This is a genomic window from Caballeronia sordidicola, from assembly GCF_001544455.2.
GTDB lineage: Bacteria > Pseudomonadota > Gammaproteobacteria > Burkholderiales > Burkholderiaceae > Caballeronia > Caballeronia sordidicola.
In genome coordinates this window covers 233,367-255,015 of record NZ_FCOC02000007.1, presented here as the reverse complement: position 1 = coordinate 255,015, position 21,649 = coordinate 233,367, and the positions used below count along the sequence as shown (strand labels likewise).

The window sequence follows — 21,649 nt, the reverse complement described above, 5'->3', positions numbered from 1 at the left end:
GTTGTGTGCTTGCCCGAGAGCGCTAGTGGCGAAGCGTGTGGATGTAGGGGTTCGGAGGGGGAGGGTTTCAGGTGTTGGTGGTTATGGCGTCGAGGGTTCTTTTGAAGTCCCAAGCAGGTCTGCGTGCACGCTTGGTCTCCTTAAGAATTAGCGGTTGGAAGGCGTTTTCTTTGCTTCGTTTCTTTTTCGCCGTTGGAAAAAGAAATGAAGTCCCGCCACGGACAGTGGCTAACAGTGCTAAAAAGATCAACGAACAAAAACCGCGCGCAGAGCTAAAAAGCAGCAACCCAGCAGCACCTCCCACCAAAAGCGCCAGCAACCCCTACCGGGCCCCGAGCGCCAACCTCCGCTCAATTAAAACCCCACCCCGTCCAGCGTGAAAAAGATCCTGATAGTCCGGGTATCATCCCTCGGTGATGTCGTCCACAACATGCCGGCCATCGCCGATATCCACCGCATCCACCCGGATGCACAAATCGACTGGCTAGTCGAAGAAAGCTTCACCAGCCTGGTAGAACTCGTCCACGGCGTGCGCCGCGCCATCCCATTTTCCCTGCGGCGCTGGCGCAAACGCTTTTTTTCCCTCGATAACTGGCGCGAAATCCGGCGCTTCCGGCACATGCTCGCCGCGGAAAACTATGATCTGGTCATCGATTGCCAGGGCCTCATCAAAACCGCCTGGGTCGCAAGCTGGGCGCGCGGCACCCTGGTCGGCCTTGGAAACCGCACCGACGGCGCCGGCTACGAATGGCCCGTACGTTTCTTCTACAACAAACGCATTCCCATCGAACCGCGCACGCACGTGGTCGAACGCACGCGCCAACTGGTCGCCGCCGCACTCGGCGACCCGCGCCCGGAACCCACCGACAACATCGACTTCGGAATGGACACGCGCCGCGCCGCGCTTGCTTTGTCGCAAGCGGATCTCAACCTGCCGGTGCCCTATGTGGTGTTCGTCCACGCCACGTCCCGCGCCGATAAACAATGGCCCGATACCGCCTGGATCGAACTCGGCCAGTCACTGATCCGCCGAGGGGTATCGATTGTATTGCCGTGGGGCAGCGCCGCCGAACGCGAAACGAGCGAGAAATTAGCCAAAGAATTCGGCGCGGCCGCCGTGGTGCCGCCCCGGCTCTCGTTGCCGGCGGTGGTCGGCTTGATCGACGGCGCCGCGGCGACGGTCGGCGTGGACACAGGACTCGTGCATATCGCAGCGGCGCTCAAGCGTCCGACCATCGAGTTGTACAATTTCTCCACCGCATGGCGCACGGGCGGTTACTGGTCGCCGCGCGTGGTGAATCTTGGCAGCGCCGCGCAGCATCCGACCTTGCAGCAGGTCAAGGCGACGCTCGCGAGTTTCGGGTTGCTGTGAGGGCTTTTGTCGGGCATAGCCGCGAGTGCCTGCCCGCAGCGTTGCTCATTCTTGAGGCCCATCAAGCCCAGCGTTGCAGGCAGCGGATTTTGCGGCCGGTTTGAGCGAAAATGCGGCTCGCTCGTCGAACGGACGGCGAATCGAAACTGATTTCGGATCGATTCAAAGCCGTTTCGGCATGTTGATAGCTTGACCGCTCACTCGCTCATCCAAACAATCGAAGGCTCATGACCGAATCTCAAATCATCGAAGTCGCTTCCGCCGACTGGCAGGGCCAGCAGCTCTCCGTGCCGCGCGAGGCGCTACTGGCCGGCGTGGAACGCGGCAAGGTGCTGTACTTTCCGCATCTGGCCTTTGCCATAGAAGGCGGCGAGCGCGCGCTGCTCGACCCGAAAGTCGCCGATCCCGAGCGCAAGAACATCAGTCTCGCGCCCAATGGCGGCGCGCTCGCCGGCGTACTCGGCGACGCGGTCACGCAATCCGCCGTGCGCGCATTGATCGCCCGATATCAGGCGAACGCACGCTCGCTCGTGGACGGTCTTTTCCCCGAATATCGCGGCAAGCTGCGCGTGGCGCCGACCAGCCTGCGGCTGCATCGCGTGGAAACGCGCGAGACGTCGTGGCGCAAGGACGACAGCCGCCTTCACGTCGATGCCTTCCCGTCGCGGCCCAATTACGGCGAGCGCATCCTGCGCGTGTTCACGAACGTCAATCCCGATGGCGCACCGCGCGTGTGGCGCGTCGGCGAGCCGTTCGAGGACATGGCGAAGCGCTTCCTGCCGTCGATCAAACCGCCGGTTCCAGGTTCGGCCTGGCTCATGAACTTGCTGAAGATCACCAAAACGCCGCGCAGCGAATACGATCACCTGATGCTTCATTTGCATGACGCAATGAAAGCCGACATTGGTTATCAAAAGACATCGCCGCAGGAGGAAATGCCGTTTCCGCCCGGCTGCGTATGGGTCTGTTTCTCCGATCAAACCTCCCACGCCGTGATGGCCGGCCAGTACATGATGGAGCAGACCTTCTTCCTCCCGGTGAACGCGATGGTCCAGCCCGACTGCGCGCCGCTTGGCATCTTGCAGCGCCTGAAGGGACGGGCGCTGGTTTGAGCGCCGCCTGGCCGCTGGATGCGCACGTCGCGCGCTGTCCCTTGACGGATCGCCGATGCTGAGGCTCGTGTATCGCGCGTTGTGGTGGATCGTCGCGCCGCTCGCCGTGCTGCGGCTTTTGATCCGGTCGCGGCGCGAGCGCGGGTATCGCGAGCATATCGGCGAGCGCTTTGGTTTTGGTCCCGTTCGCCGTGGCGACGACGTCGCGCCGCTGATCTGGGTTCACGCGGTTTCGGTTGGAGAGACGCGTGCGGCGCAACCGTTGATCGAAGCGTTGCAGCGCGCGTTTCCCGACGCCCGGATCCTCCTCACGCACATGACGCCGAGCGGTCGCGCGACCGGCGAGCAGTTGTTCGGCGAGCGCGTTTCGCGCAGCTATCTTCCCTACGATTCACCCTGGCTCGTGCGGCGATTCTTGCGCGCGTGGCGGCCTTCGCTTGGGATCGTGATGGAGACGGAAGTCTGGCCAACGCTTATCGATGAATGCAAGCGCGCCGGCGTCCCGCTGGTGCTGACGAACGCGCGGATGTCGGCGAGATCGTTCAAGCGCGCGGCGAAGTTCGGCAATGCGACGCGCGAGGTATTCGGCGGTTTCACGCGGGTGCTGGCGCAGACGCCGTCGGACGCCGAGCGCCTGAGCGCCCTGGGCGCGCGCAATGTCGCGGTGCTCGGCAACCTCAAGTTCGACATGTCCGCGCCGCCCGAACTCGGCGCACGCGGCCACGCGTGGCGCGCGGCGATTGGCGGGCGGCCTGTCTGGGTGGCGGCGAGCACGCGCGAAGGCGAGGAAGCGCTCGTGCTGCAGGCGTTCACCGCGCTGCGTAACCACGTGCCCGACGCATTGCTGATTCTCGTGCCACGCCATCCGCAGCGCTTCGACGAAGTCGCCGCGCTGGTCAACGGCGCGGCGCTGAACCACGTGCGGCGCTCGACGTGGGCGGGACGCGCGGCGGCGGCAGGATCGGGTATCGATGCCGCGCCGCCGTTGCCATCGGACATCAATGTGCTGCTCGGCGATTCGATGGGCGAACTCGGCGCGTACTACGCGGCGTCGGATGTGGCGTTTATCGGGGGGAGTTTGTTGCCTCTCGGCGGGCAGAACCTGATCGAGGCGTGCGCGGCGGGCGTGCCGGTGCTGATCGGGCCGCACACTTTCAATTTCACGCAGGCGACGAACGACGCGATTACTGAAGGCGCGGCGTTGCGCGTGAGCGATCCGGCGGCGCTGGCGCGCGGCCTGCGCGATCTTTTCACCGATAAACCCCGCCGCCAGGCCATGAGCGCGGCGGCATCGGCGTTCGCGGCGAAGCATCGGGGGGCGACGGCGAGGACGGTGGAGGCGTTGGGGACGTTGTTGCAGACCAATGCAGAGGAATCGGCAAACGGCTTTTCACTCCACGATCCGGCTTGATCAGCGCTGCGGTTTGGTCAAACCACGCTAACCAACTTCACTTCCGCGTCCCGCCAGCAGCCGCTCCATACACGCGACAAACCGCTCGTTGCTGGCGTCCACGCCATATTCCCGCGCCCGGGCGAGTGCCGTGCGCGTAAATCCATCGCGCAGTGCATCGTCCAGAATCAATCGCGATATTGCGTGCGCCATCGCGTCCACGTCGCCGACCGGAACCAGCAAGCCGAACTTGCCATCGTCGAGAATCTCGCGCGGCCCCGTCGGGCAATCGGTGGAAATCACCGGTTTTCCCAGCGCCAGCGCCTCGAGCAAAACCATCGGCATGCCTTCATAGCGCGAACTCAGCACCAGCGCGCTCGCGCCCGCGACGATCGCGTGCGGATTGTTCCGATACCCCGTGAAATGCACGCGTGCGCCAACACCCAGTTTGGCCGCAAGCGCTTCCAGTTCGGCACGAAATCCGCCGTCGCCGACGATCACGAGGTCTTCCTCCAGGTCCCCATGTTTCGCCGCCAACTGCGCGTACGCGCGCAGCAAGGTCCGGTGATCCTTCTGGATTTCATCGAGCCGCGCCACGGAAACGATGTACGGCCCGGGACACGGCGGCGCTTCCGCGGCCGCGGCATTCTCGCGAATCCGGTCGATATCGATCGCATTCGGCAGCACGAACACATTGCGCAGACGCCCGTGGAACAGCGCGGTTGCTTCCTCGGCCATATGGCGGTTCAGCGCCGCGATGCCGTCGTAACGGCCGTACTGCGTCAGCAACCGTTTCATTTTCCGGCGCCGGCCGCCGAGCCGTGCGTCGAAACTGAAATGATTCACGCCGAGCCACGCGTTGCCGAAACGCCCGGCGAGCCGGCGCAAGGACATGTCGAAGTCGATGATGATGTCGTGACGCAGCGCCAGTTCCGCGACGCGCGCTTTCACGTGCGGCCGCACGGCGAGTGTGTTGAACACGTCGCGGCCAACGCGGCCGAGCTTGCTCAGCGTGTGCGCGTAGCGGCGCTTCTGGAAGACGTTGAGCCAGGGTTTGTTGGTGAGGATCTCGACCGTGACATCCGCCGGAATCTGCGCGCGAAAGCGCTGTTCGAACGCAGGCGATGAAAACATCACCGAAAGCGTCACCGCAAAACGCGCACGGTCGAAGATGCGCAACCACTGCATCAGCGACGACTCGATGCCGCCATCGTTGAAATCCGCGACATGAAACAGTACTGAAACGCGCGGCGAGGATTGCCCGACGCGCTCTCGGGACGCCAGGGAGGCCATGGAAGCACGTTCCAGCAGGACGGTGGTATCGGCGGGACTGTCGATCGAAATTCTCCCGGTACTGGCGGCAGCCATTGGAATATTTAAGGCAATATCCTAACGCACTCGGTGAAGCGGACGCAGTTTCGCCGCCGCGCGCCGACCGGACTTACGCCTCCAGCCCCGTCAAACCGTAAGCAAACCCTTCTTTTCGATAAAACTCACCACCTGATCCAGCCCGTCCAGCGCTTTCAGGTTGCACATGACGAACGGGCGTTCGCCGCGCATTTTCCTGGCGTCGGAGGCCATGATGTCGAGATTTGCCCCCACGTACGGCGCGAGATCGATCTTGTTGATCACCAGCAGATCGGATTTCGTAATGCCCGGTCCGCCCTTGCGCGGAATTTTTTCTCCGCCAGCGACGTCGATCACGTAAATGGTCAGGTCCGACAATTCCGGGCTGAAAGTTGCCGCGAGATTGTCGCCGCCCGACTCGATGAACACGATATCCGCGTCCGGAAAGCGTTCGATCATCTGGTCGACGGCTTCGAGGTTGATCGACGCGTCCTCGCGAATGGCCGTGTGCGGGCAGCCGCCCGTTTCCACGCCCATGATGCGCTCGGCGGGCAACGCGCCGGCCACGGTGAGCAGGCGCTGGTCTTCCTTCGTGTAGATGTCGTTGGTGATGGCGACAAGGTCGTATTTTTCGCGCATGGCCTTGCAGAGCATTTCGAGCAGCGTGGTCTTGCCCGAACCGACGGGGCCGCCCACGCCCACGCGCAACGGCGGCAGTTTCTTGGTGCGGCGGGCGGCCGCGGAATAGACAGGAGCGTTCATGGTTTTGAGCTAGGAGCGAAATAGGCGCGAGTACTGCGACTCGTGACGCGCTGAAAGAATGCCGAGTTGCGGCGCGAAAGTGTTGATGTCCGCAGGCGAAGTGGCGAGCGCCTGTTCGACCGCCTGGTCGATTGCAACGCGCAGCGCCACGATGATCCGTTGTCCCGCGATCTGGCCGAGCGGCACGGCTTTCAAGGCAGCCGCCGCCTGGTTTTCCACCCACGCGAAAGCGTAGGCGGCGAGGGCGGCGTCGGGCGCGGCGTCATGGGCGAAAGCGGCGAACGCGAACGCCGTTGGCTGCGAGATTGGCTTGATGGCGTTCAGCGTGGCGAGGCGCGCGGCGTCGCCCCATTCGAGCTGCGTGCACAACTGCGCGAGCGACCAGCCCATTTGCTGCGTCTCGCGGCGCAATTCCGCCGATTCCCGGCTGGCGAGGAATTCTTCATCGGCCTGGGTCAGTCCGGCCGCGTCGTGCGTGCGCCAGCGGTTCATCTGGTGCGCGAGAAACGGCAGTTCGCCGCGGGCGAGGACATGTATCAGGCCGCTCGCAATCCAGTCGCGGGCGCTGTCGCCGTCGCGGATAAAACCATGTTCTATTGCCGATTCCAGACCCTGCGAGTAACTGAATGCGCCAATGGGCAGCGCCGGCGACGCAAGATGAAGCAGCGCCGTGAGCTCAGCGGTGCGCATGACCGTGGTCGTGATCGTGGCCCTCGTGCCCGTGCGAGCATTGCGAATGGTCGCCGTGATCGTGGCCGTGGCCATGTGAATGACCGTGATCGCGCGAATGGCCGTGATGGTCATCGAAGACCTTTTGCGCGAGTGCGTAGTCTTCCACGAAGGTCTCGTCGTGGCCGTGCTTGTGGCCACCGCCGTACGCGCCGGTTTCAGGCTGGAACGGCGCCAGCGCGTGATCCACATGCGCGCCGAGGCGCTTCAACATGTCTTCCAGCACCGGATCGGCTTCCAGTTTCAATTGTCCCGCGCCGACTTCCACAGGCGTGTGGCGATTGCCCAGATGGTAAGCCGCGCGCGTCAAGGTAACGGCGTCATGCGCGTGCACGATCAGCACATCCTGTTCTGCGGCGATCACGCGAACCAGCGCGCCGTCGTCGGCCACGAGCATATCGCCGTCGCGCAGCACCGTGCCGCGCGGCAGCACCAGCGCGATCTCCTCGCCGTTATCCAGCCGGGCGGCGAGACGGCTCTTGCAGCGGTCGTCGAAGGGAAGGGTGAGCGTCGGCGCGCGCTTGATCAGCGGTGCGGCCAGTTTTGCTTCGATACGTTTGTCGATCGTGCGCATTTGAGCCTCAAAAAAGGAAGTAGCGCTGCGCCATCGGCAGGACGGTTGCCGGCTCGCAGGTGAGCAACTGGCCGTCGGCTACCACCTGATAGGTTTCCGGATCGACGGTAATCGACGGCCTGTACGCATTGTGAATCATGTCGGCCTTCGAGACGTTCCGGCAGTTCTTCACGGCGACGACCTGTTTCTTCAGGCCATATTTTTCGCCGATGCCGGCGTCCAAAGCCATCTGCGATACAAACGTCAGCGACGTCTTGCCAAGCGCCCCGCCGCGCGTGGCGAACATCTCGCGATAATGAACTGGCTGCGGCGTTGGAATGGATGCGTTCGGGTCGCCCATCTGGGCGACGGCGATCATGCCGCCCTTGAGGATCATCGCGGGTTTCACGCCGAAGAACGCCGGTTCCCAGAACACGAGATCGGCCCATTTGCCGGGTTCGATGGAACCCACTTCGTGCGCAATGCCATGCGTGATCGCGGGGTTGATCGTGTATTTGGCGACATACCGTTTCGCGCGGAAATTATCGTGGCGCGCGTTGTCTTCGGGCAGCGCGCCGCGTTGCGTTTTCATCTTGTGCGCGGTTTGCCAGGTGCGCATGACGACTTCGCCGACACGGCCCATCGCCTGCGAATCGGAGGACAGCATGGACAGCGCGCCCAGGTCGTGAAGGATGTCTTCGGCGGCAATCGTCTCGCGCCGGATGCGCGATTCGGCGAACGCAATGTCTTCCGCAATCGATGGATCCAGGTGATGGCAGACCATCAGCATGTCGAGGTGTTCGTCGAGCGTGTTGATGGTGTACGGGCGCGTGGGATTGGTGGAAGATGGCAACACGTTCGATTCGCCGCACACCTTGATGATGTCCGGCGCGTGGCCGCCGCCCGCGCCTTCAGTGTGATACGTGTGGATGGTGCGGCCCTTGAACGCCGCGACCGTCGTTTCCACGAAACCCGCTTCGTTCAGCGTGTCCGTGTGAATGGCGACTTGTGTGTCGGTATCGTCGGCAACGGACAGGCAATTGTCGATGGCGGCGGGCGTCGTGCCCCAGTCCTCGTGCAGCTTCAGGCCAATCGCGCCAGCCTTGATCTGTTCGACCAGCGGCGCCGGCACGCTGACATTGCCCTTGCCGAGAAAGCCCAGGTTCACGGGCCAGCCATCGGCGGCTTGCAGCATGCGTTCGAGATGCCACGGACCCGGCGTGCAGGTTGTCGCGTTCGTGCCGGTCGCGGGGCCGGTGCCGCCGCCGAGCATGGTCGTTACGCCCGAAGCCAGCGCTTCATCGATCTGCTGTGGGCTGATGAAGTGAATATGCGAGTCGATACCCCCCGCCGTCACGATCATCCCTTCGCCGGCAATCACTTCGGTCGCGCCGCCGATTGCGATCGTCACGCCCGGCTGGATATCCGGATTCCCTGCCTTGCCGATCGCAAATACGCGCCCATCCTTGATGCCGATATCCGCCTTCACGATGCCCCAGTAATCGAGGATCAGCGCATTCGTCACGACCGTATCCACGACGTCGGCATGTACGCGTTGCGACTGGCCCATGCCGTCGCGGATCACCTTGCCGCCGCCGAACTTTACCTCTTCGCCGTAGGTGGTGAAGTCGCGTTCGACTTCGATCACGAGGTCGGTGTCGGCGAGACGCACGCGGTCGCCGGTGGTCGGGCCGAACATCTCCGCGTAGGCGCGGCGTCCGATGCGTAGCGTCATGTCGATAATCCTGAAGTTGAGATCAAAGCGGGCCCATCACGAGGCCGTTGAAACCATAGACGTGGCGTTCGCCCGCCAGTGCCACGAGTTCGACCGTGCGCTCCTGGCCCGGCTCGAAGCGCACGGCCGTACCCGATGCAATGTTCAGCCGGAAGCCGCGCGCCTTGTCGCGCTCGAACGTGAGCGCCGTATTGACTTCGAAGAAATGAAAATGCGAGCCGACCTGAACCGGCCGGTCTCCCGTATTCGATACCGTCACGGACACGGTTTCGCGGCCCGCGTTGAGTTCGTGCTCACCATCGTCGATGAGATATTCGCCCGGGATCATGTGCGGCTCCTTCGGTGAATCAGGGAATCGGATGGTGGACGGTCACGAGCTTGGTGCCATCGGGGAACGTCGCTTCAATCTGGATGTCGGGGATCATTTCCGGCACGCCTTCCATGACGTCGTCGCGCGTGAGCAGGGTGGTGCCGTAGTGCATGACGTCGGCGACCGTGCGCCCGTCGCGCGCTGCTTCCATCAACGCGGCCGAAATGAACGCCACGGCTTCCGGATAGTTCAGCTTCAGTCCGCGTGCGCGGCGCCGCTCCGCCAGCAATGCGGCGGTGAAGATCAGCAGCTTGTCTTTTTCGCGGTGAGTTAGCTTCATGGCTCGGAAGATGTTTTGAGTGGGTCGCGGTTTTTCGGTGCGAATCCTAGCATCGCTTCCCTACAGAATCATTGGCGCTTCACTGGATGAACTTGCGCAGTTCGATAGTCGTCGGCCGCTCGAAAATCTCTTCCGGTGTGCCGCTTTCCCACACGCGCCCCTGATGCATGAACACGACCTTGTTCGATACCCGGCGCGCAAAGCGCATCTCATGCGTGACCATGATGAGCGTCATGCCATCGGCGGCAAGACTTTCAACCACGGCCAGCACTTCGCCCACGAGTTCCGGATCGAGCGCGGAGGTGATTTCATCGCAGAGAAGAACGGTTGGCTTCATGGCGAGCGCACGGGCAATCGCCACGCGCTGCTGCTGGCCGCCGGAGAGTTGCTCGGGATACGCGTTGAATTTATCGGCGAGACCGACGCGTTCGAGCACTTGCTCGGCGGTTGCGCGCGCCTTCGCCTTGTGGACTTTCTTGACCACCGTTTGCGCGAGCATCACGTTTTGCCCGGCCGTCAGATGCGGAAACAGGTTGTATTGCTGGAACACCATGCCCACTTTCAGGCGCAATGCGCGCAGGTCGGCGTGACGTGCATCGATATGTTCGCCGTCGATTTCTATCGATCCTTCGTCGATGCTTTCCAGACCGTTCAAGGTCCGCAGCAACGTGCTCTTGCCCGAACCGCTGCGCCCGATGATCGCGACCACCTGTCCCGGTTCCACCGAAAAATCGATGCCCTTCAGGACCTGGTTCGCGCCGAATTGCTTCTTGAGGTTTTGCGTTTCAACGAGCGGCATTCCATTTCCTTTCGAGCGTGCGCGCGTAACGGGTAAGCGGATAACAGATCACGAAGTAGATCACTGCAACGAGACCGTAGACCACGAAAGGGCGGAACGTCGCGTTCGAAATCATCGTGCCCGCCTTGGTGAGTTCAGTGAAGCCGATGATCGAAACGAGAGCCGTATCCTTCACGGCCTGAACGCCGAAACCGACCGTCGGTCCAATCGCGATGCGCGTGGCTTGCGGAAGAATCACGTGGCGCAATTGCTCGAAGTAGTTCATCGCAAGACTCGACGATGCTTCCCATTGGCCTTTCGGAATCGCTTCCACGCAGCCGCGCCAGATTTCCGCCAGATACGCGCTCGTGAAAAGCGTGAGGCCGACCGTTGCCGCAATCCACGGCTGGACTTCGACGCCAAGCAAAGGCAAGCCGAAGAACACGAGGAACAGTTGCATCAGGAGCGGCGTGCCCTGGAATATTTCGATGTAGAGCTTCACGATGGTCCGCAAGACCCGCGAACTCGATACACGCATCACGAGCAGCACGAAACCCACGATCCCGCCCGCCACGAACGAGACAATCGACAGCACGATTGTCCAGCGCGCCGCGAGCAGGAGATTCTCCAGGATTTGCTCGAACGTAAATTCGATCATCGCGCGCCTCGCGGGTTGCGGGCGAACATGCGCTTGCCGGCTTCGTTAAGCAGGAAGCGCAGGATGATCGCCATCACGAGGTACATCGCGGTAATCAGGAAGTAGGTTTCGAACGCGCGGAAGTTGCGCGACTGGATGTAGCTCGCCGCATAGGTCAGGTCGGACACCGAGATCTGCGACACCACCGCCGAGCCGAGCATCGTGATCACGATCTGGCTGGTGAGCGCAGGAAACACCTTCGCTATGGCTTGCGGCAGAACCACATGCCGGAAGGTCTCGCCACGCGTCATCGCCAACGATGCCGCCGCTTCCAGATGTCCCTTCGGCACCGCCGCGATTCCCGAGCGGATGATCTCCACCGAATACGCGCCGAGATTGAGCGTCATTGCGAGCACGGCGGCGACGTATTCATCGATGCGAATACCCAACGCCGGCAGTCCGAAGAACACAAAGAACAACTGGACGATGAACGGCGTATTGCGGATCGCCTCCACGTATCCGCCCACGAACGATCGCAACGCCGGATACTTGCTGCCTTTGCCCGCCGCCCCGAGAATGCCGACGGCGAGGCCAAGCACGGTCGATACAGCCGTGAGTCCGAGCGTGATCGCCGCGCCGCTCGCGAACATGCCCGCGTACTGCCCGAGGTCGCCGAACTGAAGTTGATATGCCATTGACCGGCGCCTTATTGATTGATTTCAGTGTTCGAGCGAGATTGGAGATTACAGGCCAGCCGGCAGTGGCGCCTTGAACCACTTTTGCGACATGGCTTCAAGCGTGCCGTCCTTCTTCGACTGCGCGATGGCGGCATCGACCTTCGCAAGCAGGCGCGGTTCGTTCTTGTTCATCCCGACAAAGCACGGCGAGTTCTTGATCACGAATTTCGGTTCCGGACGGCGCGGCGGATTCTTCGCGAGGATTGCCGCCGCCACGATATTGCCCGCCGCGATCAACTGGACCTGACCCGAGAGAAACGCCTGGATGGTCGCGTTGTTGTCTTCGAAGCGCTTGATGTTCGCGGTCGGCGCCATTTGCGTGAGCGCGATTTCCTCCAGTGCGCCGCGCGTGGCGCCTACGGTCTTGCCGTTCAGGTCGGCGGGGCCCGCGACCTTGATGTCGGCGGGGCCGAATACGCCCTGGAAGTACGGCGCGTACGCGGCCGAAAAGTCCATGACCTTTTCGCGATCAGGCGTTTTTCCCAGCGATGAAATCACCAGATCCACTTTGTTCGTCGTCAGATACGGCACGCGATTCGCGCTGTTGACTGGTACGAGTTCCAGCTTCACACCAAGCGATTTGGCGAGGAGCGCAGCCATGTCGATGTCATAGCCTTGTGGCTTCATGTCGCCGCCAACCGCGCCGAACGGCGGGTAATCCTCCGGCACGGCGACTTTGAGCGTGCCGGCTTTCGTGATGTTGTCGAGCGCGTCGGCGTGGGCGGTAATCGAGGTCAAAGCGAGCGCCGGAAGGGCGAGAAGGGCGGTGGCGAGCGTACGGAGGGCGTTGCGGCGAAACGTGCTGGTCATTGTTGGCTTTCCTTGAGGCGGTGTGGTGCGGTGCGGTCGTTGTTGGATGCACTCGTCGAAAAGATGGTGAAGCGAGAGTCGTGCCATCGGCTTGGAGCCTTGATGGGTAAGGCCAAACGCGGTCGAGCATACTTCGTTGCACCGAAATGACGCGGAAAAACGCCTTGTTTAAGTGCATGTCAAAACGCACAACGTTCGATGATGCAGCAACAAACACGTCAATACGCCGTTGCGCCTTGTTCCGCTTATCAAGGGGATGACAAAAAATCGTTACCCTGACGGTTGATTTTAAGAAATTACTCAAGATGATGTTCACGCGCCGCATGATACTTTATTAAGTCCAGTCAGCATTACAAACGCTAACGCGCTATTCAAGAGATTAGCGGATTCCCACAACAATTGATTGTTATGAGCCGATCGCTCGTGCCTGGGGCCGCGAATCATTTAAGGAGCAAACCTTGGCTAGCACAACTAAAATCGTCTACGATCCCGCGGACGGGTTACCTGTAATGGAAGTCGGACGTTGGGTTACAGAAGAAAAGCATCGAATAATCAAACGATATATCGATGCGTCTTGGGCAACGCGACGGAAATATAAATTTCAGCGTACCTATGTCGATTTATTTGCAGGAACCGGCCGCGTGAAGATAAAGCATACGCCCGTCTTCGCGGACGGAGGTCCACTCGCCGCCTGGAATATGGCCCAACAACGCCCAGGTACGTTTTCGGATTTTTTTATAGCTGATGCCGAGCCGAAATTTCTCGAAGCATGCGACGCAAGGTTGCGAAAATTGGGAGTGCCGGTGCATTCAAAAGTTGGTCGTGCCGACCATACCTATTGATTGGGTCCTTCCGAAACTTGATCCTGAGGGCTTTCATCTTGCGCTACTTGATCCGTACAACGCAGGCCATCTTCACTTCTCGATTATTCAAAAACTATCCGAATTGAGAAGAATCGATATTGTGGTTCACCTAAGCACGGGTGATATCCAGCGCAATATCGCATCTGGGCTTCACAGTGAGAAATCTCCATTGGATAATTTTGCGCCGCAGTGGCGTTCAATAATACTTGAGCAGTCGTCGAAGCATGAGATGCGTGAAGCTTTCATCAATCATTGGAAGATGCTTGTCAATGGGACCGGTCTTCGGGTTTGCGACACCATGTACCCGGTGAGGAACAGCAAGGAGTCGACAATGTACTGGCTGTGCTTGCTCACCAAACACGACTTGGCAGAAAGGCTTTGGCGCGACGCTTGCGACATACGTAACAAGACACTTTTCTAGAGGTCTATCGCCTGTATACTGCGATACGTTCACATAGCCGCTGCTGCTCTTATGGCCACAACCACAAATATCGAATGGACTGAGATGACGTGGAACCCGGTGACGGGTTGCATCAAAATCAGTCAAGGGTGCAAGCACTGCTACGCAGAGCGTATGGCAAAGCGCTTAAAAGCGATGGGTAGCAATCGCTATGAAAATGGGTTTGCTCCCACACTCCATCACGATCTAATCGATACGCCGCGACGTTGGAAAAGGCCGCGGATAGTTTTTGTAAACTCCATGAGCGATCTGTTCCAAGAAGATGTTCCGCTTGAATTCATCCAGGCAGTTTTTAAGACCATGGTCGAATGTCCGCAGCATACGTTTCAGGTTCTTACTAAACGCTCGACTCGTTTAGCCGAACTGGCACATCTTCTCCCATGGCCACCGAACGTATGGATGGGTGTGAGTGTAGAAGACGAGCGCGTTGTCGGACGCGTGGTTGATCTAGCTTCCACTCCGGCGAAAGTGAAATTTCTTTCGTGCGAGCCGTTGATCGGACCACTCGACAAATTGCCCCTGTCGGGGATCAATTGGGTGATCGTTGGTGGCGAGTCTGGTAGCGGAGCACGTCCAATGAACGAAGAGTGGGTACAGTCAATACGCAAACAATGCCGTGCGTTTCGAATCGCGTTCTTTTTCAAACAATGGGGTGGAGTGCGCAAAGACCGTACGGGCCGAGAGTTGAACGGCCGAACATACGACGAAATGCCACGATACGGAAAATCGCGCGCCCAGGCAGCTACGGGGAATGTCTATCACGCGGTTTAGCTGAAGACCCGACGTCGGTCCTACATGGCTATACTGCCGTGATGTAACATCTAAGTTGTCCAGATCCGCAACGGTTTTGCATCGGTACCGTGAATCAGCGGGCGCAACGTCGTCCAGCATTGCGTCATCAGAAGTTGCAGCGCCTCCATGGAATGGCTTGCGGCGCGCACGATCAAAATGCCAGACGCCACGCAAGACGCTGCGGCGCGCACGGTGTCGTTGAACGGAAGGTTGGCCGTAATGGATTCCGCCAGCGCGTCGTCGCAAGCCGGGCCAAGCGCCCATAACGTGCCATACGTGGGGAAACCGGCGAGACCCTGCGGCGCGTGGCGCAACGGGTCGCCCGCGGTAAGCAGCGTGCGCTCGTACCAGCGCAAACGGCCGGCGCTGTCCTTGATCCGTGCAATCGCGGCCAGCTTTCCTTCCGACCATCTTTCGCCGGCCGCCTGACGGCCCAACTGCATCGCGTCCCAGCCTATGGCCGTTGCCGTCTCGTGCATCGTCAGCGTGAAATCGAGCGCCACATTCGACGATTCAAACACGATGTTGTTCTGCGGCAGCCAGTCGAGCTTCGCGTTCGCGCCAACGTGGATGCCAATGCGCTGCGTCGCGAGCTTGCCGTTCGCCTTGTACCACTTGGTCGCGCCGGGCGTCGTGATGACCGCGTGAGTCTGCGCGGCCAGATCGATATCGATTGCGAGCCGGTCTCCGCCCGCCACGCCGCCCGGCGGATGCACGATCACCGCGTGGCAAATAGCATCGCCTTCGGGGTACAGGGCGCGCTGCATGCGCAACGGGCCAACGTGCCTGCGATGCGTCAGCGCGGTTCGCCCGGGCATTTGGTGTGTGAAGCCAAGCTCGAGCTTGCCGTGCCATTCGTGAGCGTCGGACAACGGTAAAAGTGCAGCGACAGGGTCGTGGTGCATGAGGCTTCAATGATCGGAACGAGCCGCCATGTTAAGGCGTGCGTCAGACAGCAATCAACTCCCGCACGCCTTCGGCTTCCATATCCGCGCCCGCACCGCCCGCCACGATTTCGCCGCGGCTCATCACCCAATACCGGTCGGCGAGTTCACGCGCGAAGTCGTAATACTGCTCCACGAGCAACACGGTCATGCCCATTTCGTCCACAAGCTGGCGCAACGTCCGCCCGATATCCTGGATGATCGACGGCTGAATGCCTTCTGTTGGTTCGTCGAGAATCAGCAGTTGCGGTTCGCTCATCAGCGCGCGGCCAATCGCGAGCTGCTGTTGCTGACCGCCCGACAAATCGCCGCCACGCCGGTGTTTCATCTCTTTGAGCACGGGGAAAAGTTCGTAGATGCGATCCGGTACTTTCGATGGCGCCTTGCGGCTCGCCGCGCCCACCAGCAGATTTTCCTCGACGGTGAGCCGGCCGAAAATATCGCGTCCTTGCGGTACATAAGCAAGACCGCTCGATACGCGCCTGTAAGTCGGCATGGAGGAAATCTTCGCGCCGCGCCATGAGATCGTGCCGCTTTTGGTCGGGACGACGCCCATCAGGCAGCGCAACAGCGTTGTCTTGCCTACGCCGTTGCGGCCGAGCAATACCGTCAGCTTTCCATCGGGCACGGTCATCTTCACATCGCGAAGGATGTGGCTGCCGCCGTAGAACTGGTTGAGTGAATCGACTTCGAGCATTTTGGGGTTCCGTGGTGGCCCGGTCAGCGGCCGAGATACGACTCGATCACTTTCTCGTCGCGCTTCACTTCGTCAAGCGTGCCGTGCGCAAGCACGCTGCCTTCGGCCATGACCGTCACGCGGCCCGTGTCGCCAGAAAGCGCCGCGACGAATTCCATGTCGTGTTCCACGACCATCATCGAACAGGTGCCGCGCAGCTTGTTGAGCAACTCGGCAAGCTGCATGGTCTCGTGGTCCGTCATGCCGGCGGCGGGTTCATCGAGCAAAAGGAGCGCCGGTTGCTGCATCAGCAACATGCCAATCTCGAGCCGCTGCTTCTGGCCGTGCGACAGCTCGCCGGCAAAACGCGTGGCGTCGGCTTCGAGATGGATCAGTTCGAGCGTTTCCTCGATGCGCGCCTGCGCCTCGCGATCCAGTTTTGAACGCAACGATGCAAGCCAGCCCTTGTCCGTTTTCATCGCAAGTTCGAGGTTCTCCCAGACCGGATGATTCTCGAACACGGTCGGTTTCTGGAACTTGCGCCCAATGCCCGTGCGTGCAATCACCGGCTCCGACATGCGCGCGAGATCGAACGTCTGGCCGAGAAAAACCTTGCCTGAATCCGGACGCGTCTTGCCGGTGATGACGTCCATCATCGTGGTCTTGCCTGCGCCGTTCGGACCGATCACGCAGCGCAGTTCGCCCACGTCAATCGACAAGGTCAGCTTGTTCAGTGCACGGAAACCATCGAAGCTCACCGTCACGTCTTCGAGATAAAGAATCGTGCCGTGCGACACGTCGATGGCACCCGGATCGAGCACGTGGCCGAGTCCCGTGATGCCGTTCTGATTGCGTTCGTTCAGTTCGGGTAAGGGCGGCAGGTCCACAATCAGGGCGTTATACGCATTAGGTGAGGTGATCAATGTGAATGCCCTCCGGCTTTCTTCTTGCGCATCGCCATGTCGATGAGACCCATGATTCCGCCTGGCAGCAGCAAGGGCACGAGCGTGAAGATCAGGCCGAGAAAGAACAGCCAGTATTCGGGGAAATTCGCCGTGAAAAAGCTCTTTGCGCCATTCACAGCAAACGCGCCGATGATCGGCCCAATCAACGTTCCACGTCCGCCGACCGCCACCCAGATCGCCATTTCGATGGAGTTCCCCGGCGACATTTCGTTCGGGTTGATGATCCCGACTTGCGGCACATACAACGCGCCCGCGATGCCGCACAACACGGCCGAGACGGTCCAGATAAAGAGCTTGTAGGCAAGCGGGCTGTAGCCGAGGAACATCAGCCGCGCTTCGCCATCGCGCACACCGGTCACGACGCGTCCGAGCTTCGACGTGACGATCGCCCGCGCCGCGATGAACGCAAGGATCAGCACGCCAAGCGTCATCAGGAACAACACGGTTCGTGTGCTGGCCGCGGTGATCGGAAAGCCCGCGATGCGCTTGAAGTCCGTAAAACCGTTGTTGCCGCCGAAGCCCGTTTCGTTGCGATAGAACAGCAGCATGGCGGCGAACGTCATGGCTTGCGTGATGATCGAGAGGTACACGCCTTTCACGCGCGACCGGAACGTGAAGAAGCCGAACACCCACGCCAGCACGCCCGGCACCACGATCACCAGCAACAATGCATACCAGAGATGTTCCGTGCCTTGCCAATACCACGGCAGCTTGTGCCAGTCGAGGAACACCATGAAGTCGGGCAGGTCGCTTTGATAATTTCCCTCGCGGCCGATGGAGCGCATCAGGTACATGCCCATTGCGTATCCGCCGAGCGCAAAAAACAGCGCATGACCCAGGCTCAAGATGCCACAGTATCCCCAGACGAGATCAAGCGCCAACGCGCCGATTGCATAGCACATCAGCTTGCCGACGAGCGTCATCGAATAGGCGCTGAGATGGAAAGCGCTCGATTCCGGCAGCACTAAAGCGGCGACCGGTACGCAGATTCCCATCGCAATGATGAACGCGATCAGCGCAATCCAGCCGCTGCGTGGCAAGAGCGCGGCGCGCGGCGGCAGGCCGAGCGCGAAACCTTCGCGCTTCGCCTGCTCGTCCGGTTGAGGCGCGACGTCGAGATTCGCGGAGACGTTGGGTGTATTCATCTCAAGCCTCCGCGCTTCGGCCCTTCAGGGCAAACATGCCTTGCGGACGCTTCTGGATGAACAGCACGATCAGCACGAGCACCGCGATCTTCGCGAGCACCGCGCCCCAGAACGGCTCGATTGTCTTGCTGACAAGCCCGAGCCCGAATCCGCCGATCACCGTGCCCGCCAGTTGTCCGACGCCGCCAAGCACCACCGTCATGAACGAATCGATGATGTAGCTCTGCCCCAGGTCCGGCCCGATATTGCCGATCTGCGACAACGCACAACCACCCAGTCCTGCGATCCCCGCGCCAAAAGCGAACGCATACGAATCGACGCGCGCCGTTTTCACGCCCACGCAGGCCGCCATCCGACGGTTCTGCGTGACGGCGCGAACGAAGAGGCCAAGCCGCGTTTTCGTCAGTACGACCCACGCTAGCAGCACGACAACGAGCGAGAAGCCGAGAATCGTCAGGCGGTTATAAGGCAGGATCAGGTTCTGCATGACGGACACGCCGCCGCTCATCCACGATGGATTGGTCACTTGCACGTTCTGCGCGCCGAAGATAGTGCGCGTTGCCTGTATGAGAATCAGGCTGATGCCGAACGTGGTCAGCAGCGTTTCGAGCGGACGCCCGTAGAGATGTTTCAACACAAGCCTTTCCAGCACAATGCCAACCACCGCCGCCGCCGCGAATGAAACGGGTACGGCAAATAGCGGATACCAGTTGAACGCAGCGGGCGCGTAATGCTGCACGAGGTTCTGGACAACGTACGTGGCATATGCGCCGATCATCAGGAATTCACCGTGCGCCATGTTGATCACGCCGATCAAACCATACGTGATCGCAAGCCCAAGCGCGGCCAGCAACAACACGCTGCCGAGCGATAAACCCGCGAAGATCGTGCCGGCAATCTGGCCGCGTCGCTGAATGGAGTCGAGTTCTTCTATGCCCGCTTGCGCCGCCGCACGCACGCGCGCGTCGGGTTCGGCGAACGTGCCGTCGGCGTTCTTCACCACGATCGGACGCAGCAGTTCATTCATGTCGAGGTCGTGACGCGCGGCAACCAGTTGCACGGCTTCGAGGCGCTTGTTGGCGTCGGTGTCGTGAAGGGCGGTTGTTGCCCAAAGCGTATCGAGGCGCTTTTTCAGCGTCGGGTCGGTCTCTTTCGCGCGGGCTTTGTCGACGAGCGGTTTGATCGACGGATCGGCGTTCTTCAGCAATTCATCGATTGCGGCGCGCCGCTTTTCAATATCCGGCGACGCCAGTTGCAAGCCCGACAACGCGCCCGATACCTTCGAGCGCAGCAGGTTGTTCAGCGTGACCGGTTGTGCGTCGGGCGCTTCAACGGTCTTGCTGGTCAGCGGGTCCTTGTTGCCGTCATCGGTCTGGATGAGGACACGGCCAGCGTCGGTGGCGACCAGGGAACTGTCGGCGAGCGCGTTCAAAACAGCGATAGAGGGCGCGTCGGCGTTGGCGATCAGTTTGTCGATGGCAGCGGATTTGGCGTCGAAATCGTCGGCGGCGAGCGGCGCGAGGTCATCGGTTGTGAGTGCCGCGAACGCGGCAAGCGGCATGCAGGCAATCAGGATTGCGCAGAGGCCACGGCGAGCGAAGCGAAGAATCGAATCAGTCATGAATGGCCTGTCAGGTAGAACATACGAACCGCCGCTCTTGTAGTTGTACTTCGAGCGCGGCGGTCCGGTCTTCGACTGAATACTTAGTGAAGCTTGTGAAACACTATGAAACCTTAAGCAACGCGGCGGCGGCGCAGGAACTCGGGAATCGAGCTGACGACATCCGGCTTGCCTTCGTTGCCCGGAATGTACGGGCTCCACGGCTGCGCGCGGATCGCGGTCTTCGTGCGCCACACGACGTTGAACTGGCCGTCCGCACGCACCTCGCCGATCATCACCGGCTTGTGCAAGTGGTGGTTGCCGTCCATCTCGAGCGTGAAGCCCGACGGCGCCGCGAACTTCTGGCCGACCATGGCCACGCGCACTTTATCGACATCGACGCTCTTCGCTTTTTCAACCGCCTGCTTCCACATATGGATGCCGACGAAGGTTGCTTCCATTGGGTCGTTCGTCACGCGCTTCGTGCCGCCCGGCAGGTTGTTCTTCTTCACCCAGTCGGCGAACATGGCCTTGAACTTCGTGTTCTCCGGGTTCTTCAGCGACATGAAGTAATTCCACGCGGCCAGATTGCCGACGAGCGGTTTTGTATCGATGCCGCGCAGTTCCTCTTCACCCACCGAGAACGCCACGACCGGCACATCGGTCGCCTTCAATCCCTGATTGCCCAGTTCCTTATAGAACGGCACGTTCGAGTCGCCGTTAACCGTGGAGATCACGCAGGTCTTGCCGCCTTGGGAAAACGTCTTGATGTTCGCAACGATGGTCTGATAGTCGGCGTGGCCAAACGGTGTGTAGACCTCTTGAATGTCGTCGTCCTTCACGCCCTTCGAGTGCAGGAATGCCCGCAGGATCTTGTTTGTCGTGCGTGGATACACATAGTCGGTGCCGAGCAGGAAGAAGCGCTTCGCGCCGCCGCCTTCCTTGCTCATCAGATATTCGGTTGCGGGGATGGCTTGCTGATTCGGCGCGGCGCCTGTGTAGAACACGTTCTTCGACATCTCTTCGCCCTCGTACTGCACCGGGTAGAAGAGCAGGCCGTTGAGTTCCTCGAACACGGGCAGCACCGATTTACGCGACACGGAAGTCCAGCAGCCGAACGTCACGGCCACCTTGTCTTGCGAGATCAGTTGGCGGGCTTTTTCGGCGAAGAGCGGCCAGTTCGATGCCGGGTCCACGACGACCGGTTCAAGTTGACGCCCCAGCACGCCACCGCTTGCATTGATCTGGGCGATGGTCATTAGCGCAGTGTCTTTCAGCGATGTTTCCGAAATCGCCATCGTGCCCGAGAGTGAATGGAGAACGCCGACTTTAATCGGTCCGGTATCGGCGGCTTGCGCTTTGGTAATAGGCAATTGTCCCGCAATGGCGAGTGCACCCGACATGGAGCCGAACTTCAGAAGACTGCGTCGTTTCATGTATTTCCCCTTGCCGATATGTTTGTTTTAAAGCGGGTGTCTGGTGGTTTTTGATATCGCTGACGGAGAGTCAGTTAAGGAGGTACTGCAAGGGGTATGCCAATTGGAGCGGAATGCTGGATGGGCGGGGGTTTCAGATGCTGCGGGGCGATGATG

23 protein-coding genes are annotated in these 21,649 nt (G+C 60.6%); 6 read left to right on the top strand and 17 right to left on the bottom strand.

Annotation, left to right across the window (positions count from 1 at the left end; translation table 11 throughout):
- Positions 1-376 precede the first annotated feature (376 nt).
- The 3 genes from waaC to waaA all read left to right on the top strand — a co-directional run bounded on the left by waaC (position 377) and on the right by waaA (position 3,895).
- Complete coding sequence (gene waaC / locus AWB64_RS14670) at positions 377-1,372, top strand: lipopolysaccharide heptosyltransferase I (RefSeq protein WP_060856138.1); 996 nt, start codon at positions 377-379, stop codon at positions 1,370-1,372.
- 227 nt (positions 1,373-1,599) lie between these two features.
- A complete protein-coding gene (kdoO, locus tag AWB64_RS14665) occupies positions 1,600-2,484 on the top strand; it encodes a Kdo hydroxylase KdoO (protein ID WP_060856137.1) in 885 nt (294 codons plus the stop codon).
- A gap of 55 nt (positions 2,485-2,539) precedes the next feature.
- The gene (waaA, locus tag AWB64_RS14660) at positions 2,540-3,895 is read left to right on the top strand and encodes a lipid IV(A) 3-deoxy-D-manno-octulosonic acid transferase (protein ID WP_060856136.1); all 1,356 of its coding nucleotides are present in this window, start codon (positions 2,540-2,542) and stop codon (positions 3,893-3,895) included.
- A gap of 27 nt (positions 3,896-3,922) precedes the next feature.
- On the opposite strand, the gene AWB64_RS14655 is transcribed toward waaA, so the two are convergent.
- The 11 genes from AWB64_RS14655 to AWB64_RS14605 all read right to left on the bottom strand — a co-directional run bounded on the left by AWB64_RS14655 (position 3,923) and on the right by AWB64_RS14605 (position 12,612).
- Positions 3,923-5,167 (bottom strand): glycosyltransferase, encoded by a 1,245-nt coding sequence (locus tag AWB64_RS14655; protein ID WP_060856167.1) that lies wholly within the window; start codon positions 5,165-5,167, stop codon positions 3,923-3,925.
- Positions 5,168-5,332: 165 nt separating this feature from the next.
- Complete coding sequence (gene ureG / locus AWB64_RS14650) at positions 5,333-5,983, bottom strand: urease accessory protein UreG (protein ID WP_060856135.1); 651 nt, start codon at positions 5,981-5,983, stop codon at positions 5,333-5,335.
- 9 nt (positions 5,984-5,992) lie between these two features.
- A complete protein-coding gene (locus AWB64_RS14645; RefSeq protein ID WP_060856134.1) occupies positions 5,993-6,673 on the bottom strand; it encodes an urease accessory protein UreF in 681 nt (226 codons plus the stop codon).
- Positions 6,660-7,286 carry an urease accessory protein UreE gene (gene ureE, locus AWB64_RS14640; protein WP_060856133.1) on the bottom strand — a complete coding sequence of 209 codons (627 nt, stop codon included), beginning with the start codon at positions 7,284-7,286 and terminating at the stop codon, positions 6,660-6,662. The genes AWB64_RS14645 and ureE overlap by 14 nt, the downstream gene beginning before the upstream one ends.
- A 7-nt stretch (positions 7,287-7,293) precedes the next feature.
- Positions 7,294-9,000 carry an urease subunit alpha gene (gene ureC / locus AWB64_RS14635; protein ID WP_060856132.1) on the bottom strand — a complete coding sequence of 569 codons (1,707 nt, stop codon included), beginning with the start codon at positions 8,998-9,000 and terminating at the stop codon, positions 7,294-7,296.
- Between the two features lie 22 nt (positions 9,001-9,022).
- Positions 9,023-9,328 (bottom strand): urease subunit beta, encoded by a 306-nt coding sequence (locus AWB64_RS14630; protein ID WP_060856131.1) that lies wholly within the window; start codon positions 9,326-9,328, stop codon positions 9,023-9,025.
- A gap of 19 nt (positions 9,329-9,347) precedes the next feature.
- Positions 9,348-9,650 carry an urease subunit gamma gene (locus AWB64_RS14625; protein WP_060856130.1) on the bottom strand — a complete coding sequence of 101 codons (303 nt, stop codon included), beginning with the start codon at positions 9,648-9,650 and terminating at the stop codon, positions 9,348-9,350.
- Positions 9,651-9,729: 79 nt separating this feature from the next.
- On the bottom strand, positions 9,730-10,449 hold the full coding sequence (locus tag AWB64_RS14620; protein ID WP_056355909.1) for an amino acid ABC transporter ATP-binding protein: 720 nt from the start codon (positions 10,447-10,449) through the stop codon (positions 9,730-9,732).
- Complete coding sequence (locus AWB64_RS14615) at positions 10,436-11,086, bottom strand: amino acid ABC transporter permease (protein WP_060856129.1); 651 nt, start codon at positions 11,084-11,086, stop codon at positions 10,436-10,438. Before AWB64_RS14615 ends, AWB64_RS14620 begins: the two co-directional genes overlap by 14 nt.
- Complete coding sequence (locus AWB64_RS14610) at positions 11,083-11,760, bottom strand: amino acid ABC transporter permease (RefSeq protein WP_060856128.1); 678 nt, start codon at positions 11,758-11,760, stop codon at positions 11,083-11,085. Before AWB64_RS14610 ends, AWB64_RS14615 begins: the two co-directional genes overlap by 4 nt.
- A gap of 48 nt (positions 11,761-11,808) precedes the next feature.
- Entirely contained in the window at positions 11,809-12,612 is an 804-nt protein-coding gene (locus AWB64_RS14605; protein WP_060856127.1) for a transporter substrate-binding domain-containing protein, read from the bottom strand.
- Between the two features lie 458 nt (positions 12,613-13,070).
- On the opposite strand from AWB64_RS14605, the gene tcmP (AWB64_RS32550) reads away from it, so the two are divergent.
- The 3 genes from tcmP (AWB64_RS32550) to AWB64_RS30915 are packed head-to-tail and all read left to right on the top strand — an operon-like array spanning position 13,071 to position 14,706.
- Positions 13,071-13,454 (top strand): three-Cys-motif partner protein TcmP, encoded by a 384-nt coding sequence (gene tcmP, locus AWB64_RS32550; RefSeq protein ID WP_279616262.1) that lies wholly within the window; start codon positions 13,071-13,073, stop codon positions 13,452-13,454.
- Positions 13,435-13,896, top strand: coding sequence for a three-Cys-motif partner protein TcmP (gene tcmP, locus AWB64_RS32545; RefSeq protein WP_279616261.1), 462 nt, complete (start codon positions 13,435-13,437; stop codon positions 13,894-13,896). Before tcmP (AWB64_RS32550) ends, tcmP (AWB64_RS32545) begins: the two co-directional genes overlap by 20 nt.
- Positions 13,897-13,947: 51 nt before the next feature.
- Positions 13,948-14,706, top strand: a complete 759-nt coding sequence (locus AWB64_RS30915; protein ID WP_075643287.1) for a DUF5131 family protein — start codon at positions 13,948-13,950, stop codon at positions 14,704-14,706.
- 50 nt (positions 14,707-14,756) lie between these two features.
- Here AWB64_RS30915 and AWB64_RS14595 read toward each other — a convergent pair whose 3' ends face one another.
- The 6 genes from AWB64_RS14595 to urtA all read right to left on the bottom strand — a co-directional run bounded on the left by AWB64_RS14595 (position 14,757) and on the right by urtA (position 21,493).
- Entirely contained in the window at positions 14,757-15,632 is an 876-nt protein-coding gene (locus tag AWB64_RS14595) for an urease accessory protein UreD (RefSeq protein WP_060856126.1), read from the bottom strand.
- 43 nt (positions 15,633-15,675) lie between these two features.
- Positions 15,676-16,368 (bottom strand): urea ABC transporter ATP-binding subunit UrtE, encoded by a 693-nt coding sequence (urtE, locus tag AWB64_RS14590; RefSeq protein ID WP_060856125.1) that lies wholly within the window; start codon positions 16,366-16,368, stop codon positions 15,676-15,678.
- A 23-nt stretch (positions 16,369-16,391) separates the two neighbouring features.
- Positions 16,392-17,210: an urea ABC transporter ATP-binding protein UrtD gene (urtD, locus tag AWB64_RS14585; RefSeq protein ID WP_244164064.1), complete on the bottom strand. Its 819-nt coding sequence runs from the start codon at positions 17,208-17,210 to the stop codon at positions 16,392-16,394.
- A 56-nt stretch (positions 17,211-17,266) separates the two neighbouring features.
- Positions 17,267-18,457: an urea ABC transporter permease subunit UrtC gene (gene urtC / locus AWB64_RS14580; RefSeq protein ID WP_060856124.1), complete on the bottom strand. Its 1,191-nt coding sequence runs from the start codon at positions 18,455-18,457 to the stop codon at positions 17,267-17,269.
- Between the two features lies 1 nt (position 18,458).
- Entirely contained in the window at positions 18,459-20,078 is a 1,620-nt protein-coding gene (gene urtB / locus AWB64_RS14575) for an urea ABC transporter permease subunit UrtB (protein ID WP_060856123.1), read from the bottom strand.
- Between the two features lie 113 nt (positions 20,079-20,191).
- Positions 20,192-21,493: an urea ABC transporter substrate-binding protein gene (gene urtA, locus AWB64_RS14570; RefSeq protein WP_060856122.1), complete on the bottom strand. Its 1,302-nt coding sequence runs from the start codon at positions 21,491-21,493 to the stop codon at positions 20,192-20,194.
- Between the last annotated feature and the right edge of the window lie 156 nt (positions 21,494-21,649).

Bases quoted from the DNA above. Each gene is read 5' to 3' on its own strand.
- AWB64_RS14655 (WP_060856167.1), bottom strand. From the start codon at position 5,167: ATGGCCTCCCTGGCGTCCCGAGAGCGCGTCGGGCAATCCTCGCCGCGC.
- urtB (WP_060856123.1), bottom strand. From the start codon at position 20,078: ATGACTGATTCGATTCTTCGCTTCGCTCGCCGTGGCCTCTGCGCAATC.
- urtC (WP_060856124.1), bottom strand. From the start codon at position 18,457: ATGAATACACCCAACGTCTCCGCGAATCTCGACGTCGCGCCTCAACCG.
- AWB64_RS14610 (WP_060856128.1), bottom strand. From the start codon at position 11,760: ATGGCATATCAACTTCAGTTCGGCGACCTCGGGCAGTACGCGGGCATG.
- urtE (WP_060856125.1), bottom strand. From the start codon at position 16,368: ATGCTCGAAGTCGATTCACTCAACCAGTTCTACGGCGGCAGCCACATC.
- ureG (WP_060856135.1), bottom strand. From the start codon at position 5,983: ATGAACGCTCCTGTCTATTCCGCGGCCGCCCGCCGCACCAAGAAACTG.
- AWB64_RS14625 (WP_060856130.1), bottom strand. From the start codon at position 9,650: ATGAAGCTAACTCACCGCGAAAAAGACAAGCTGCTGATCTTCACCGCC.
- kdoO (WP_060856137.1), top strand. From the start codon at position 1,600: ATGACCGAATCTCAAATCATCGAAGTCGCTTCCGCCGACTGGCAGGGC.
- AWB64_RS14645 (WP_060856134.1), bottom strand. From the start codon at position 6,673: ATGCGCACCGCTGAGCTCACGGCGCTGCTTCATCTTGCGTCGCCGGCG.
- AWB64_RS14620 (WP_056355909.1), bottom strand. From the start codon at position 10,449: ATGCCGCTCGTTGAAACGCAAAACCTCAAGAAGCAATTCGGCGCGAAC.
- ureC (WP_060856132.1), bottom strand. From the start codon at position 9,000: ATGACGCTACGCATCGGACGCCGCGCCTACGCGGAGATGTTCGGCCCG.
- waaA (WP_060856136.1), top strand. From the start codon at position 2,540: ATGCTGAGGCTCGTGTATCGCGCGTTGTGGTGGATCGTCGCGCCGCTC.
- AWB64_RS14630 (WP_060856131.1), bottom strand. From the start codon at position 9,328: ATGATCCCGGGCGAATATCTCATCGACGATGGTGAGCACGAACTCAAC.
- AWB64_RS14615 (WP_060856129.1), bottom strand. From the start codon at position 11,086: ATGATCGAATTTACGTTCGAGCAAATCCTGGAGAATCTCCTGCTCGCG.
- urtA (WP_060856122.1), bottom strand. From the start codon at position 21,493: ATGAAACGACGCAGTCTTCTGAAGTTCGGCTCCATGTCGGGTGCACTC.
- ureE (WP_060856133.1), bottom strand. From the start codon at position 7,286: ATGCGCACGATCGACAAACGTATCGAAGCAAAACTGGCCGCACCGCTG.
- AWB64_RS14595 (WP_060856126.1), bottom strand. From the start codon at position 15,632: ATGCACCACGACCCTGTCGCTGCACTTTTACCGTTGTCCGACGCTCAC.
- AWB64_RS30915 (WP_075643287.1), top strand. From the start codon at position 13,948: ATGGCCACAACCACAAATATCGAATGGACTGAGATGACGTGGAACCCG.
- AWB64_RS14605 (WP_060856127.1), bottom strand. From the start codon at position 12,612: ATGACCAGCACGTTTCGCCGCAACGCCCTCCGTACGCTCGCCACCGCC.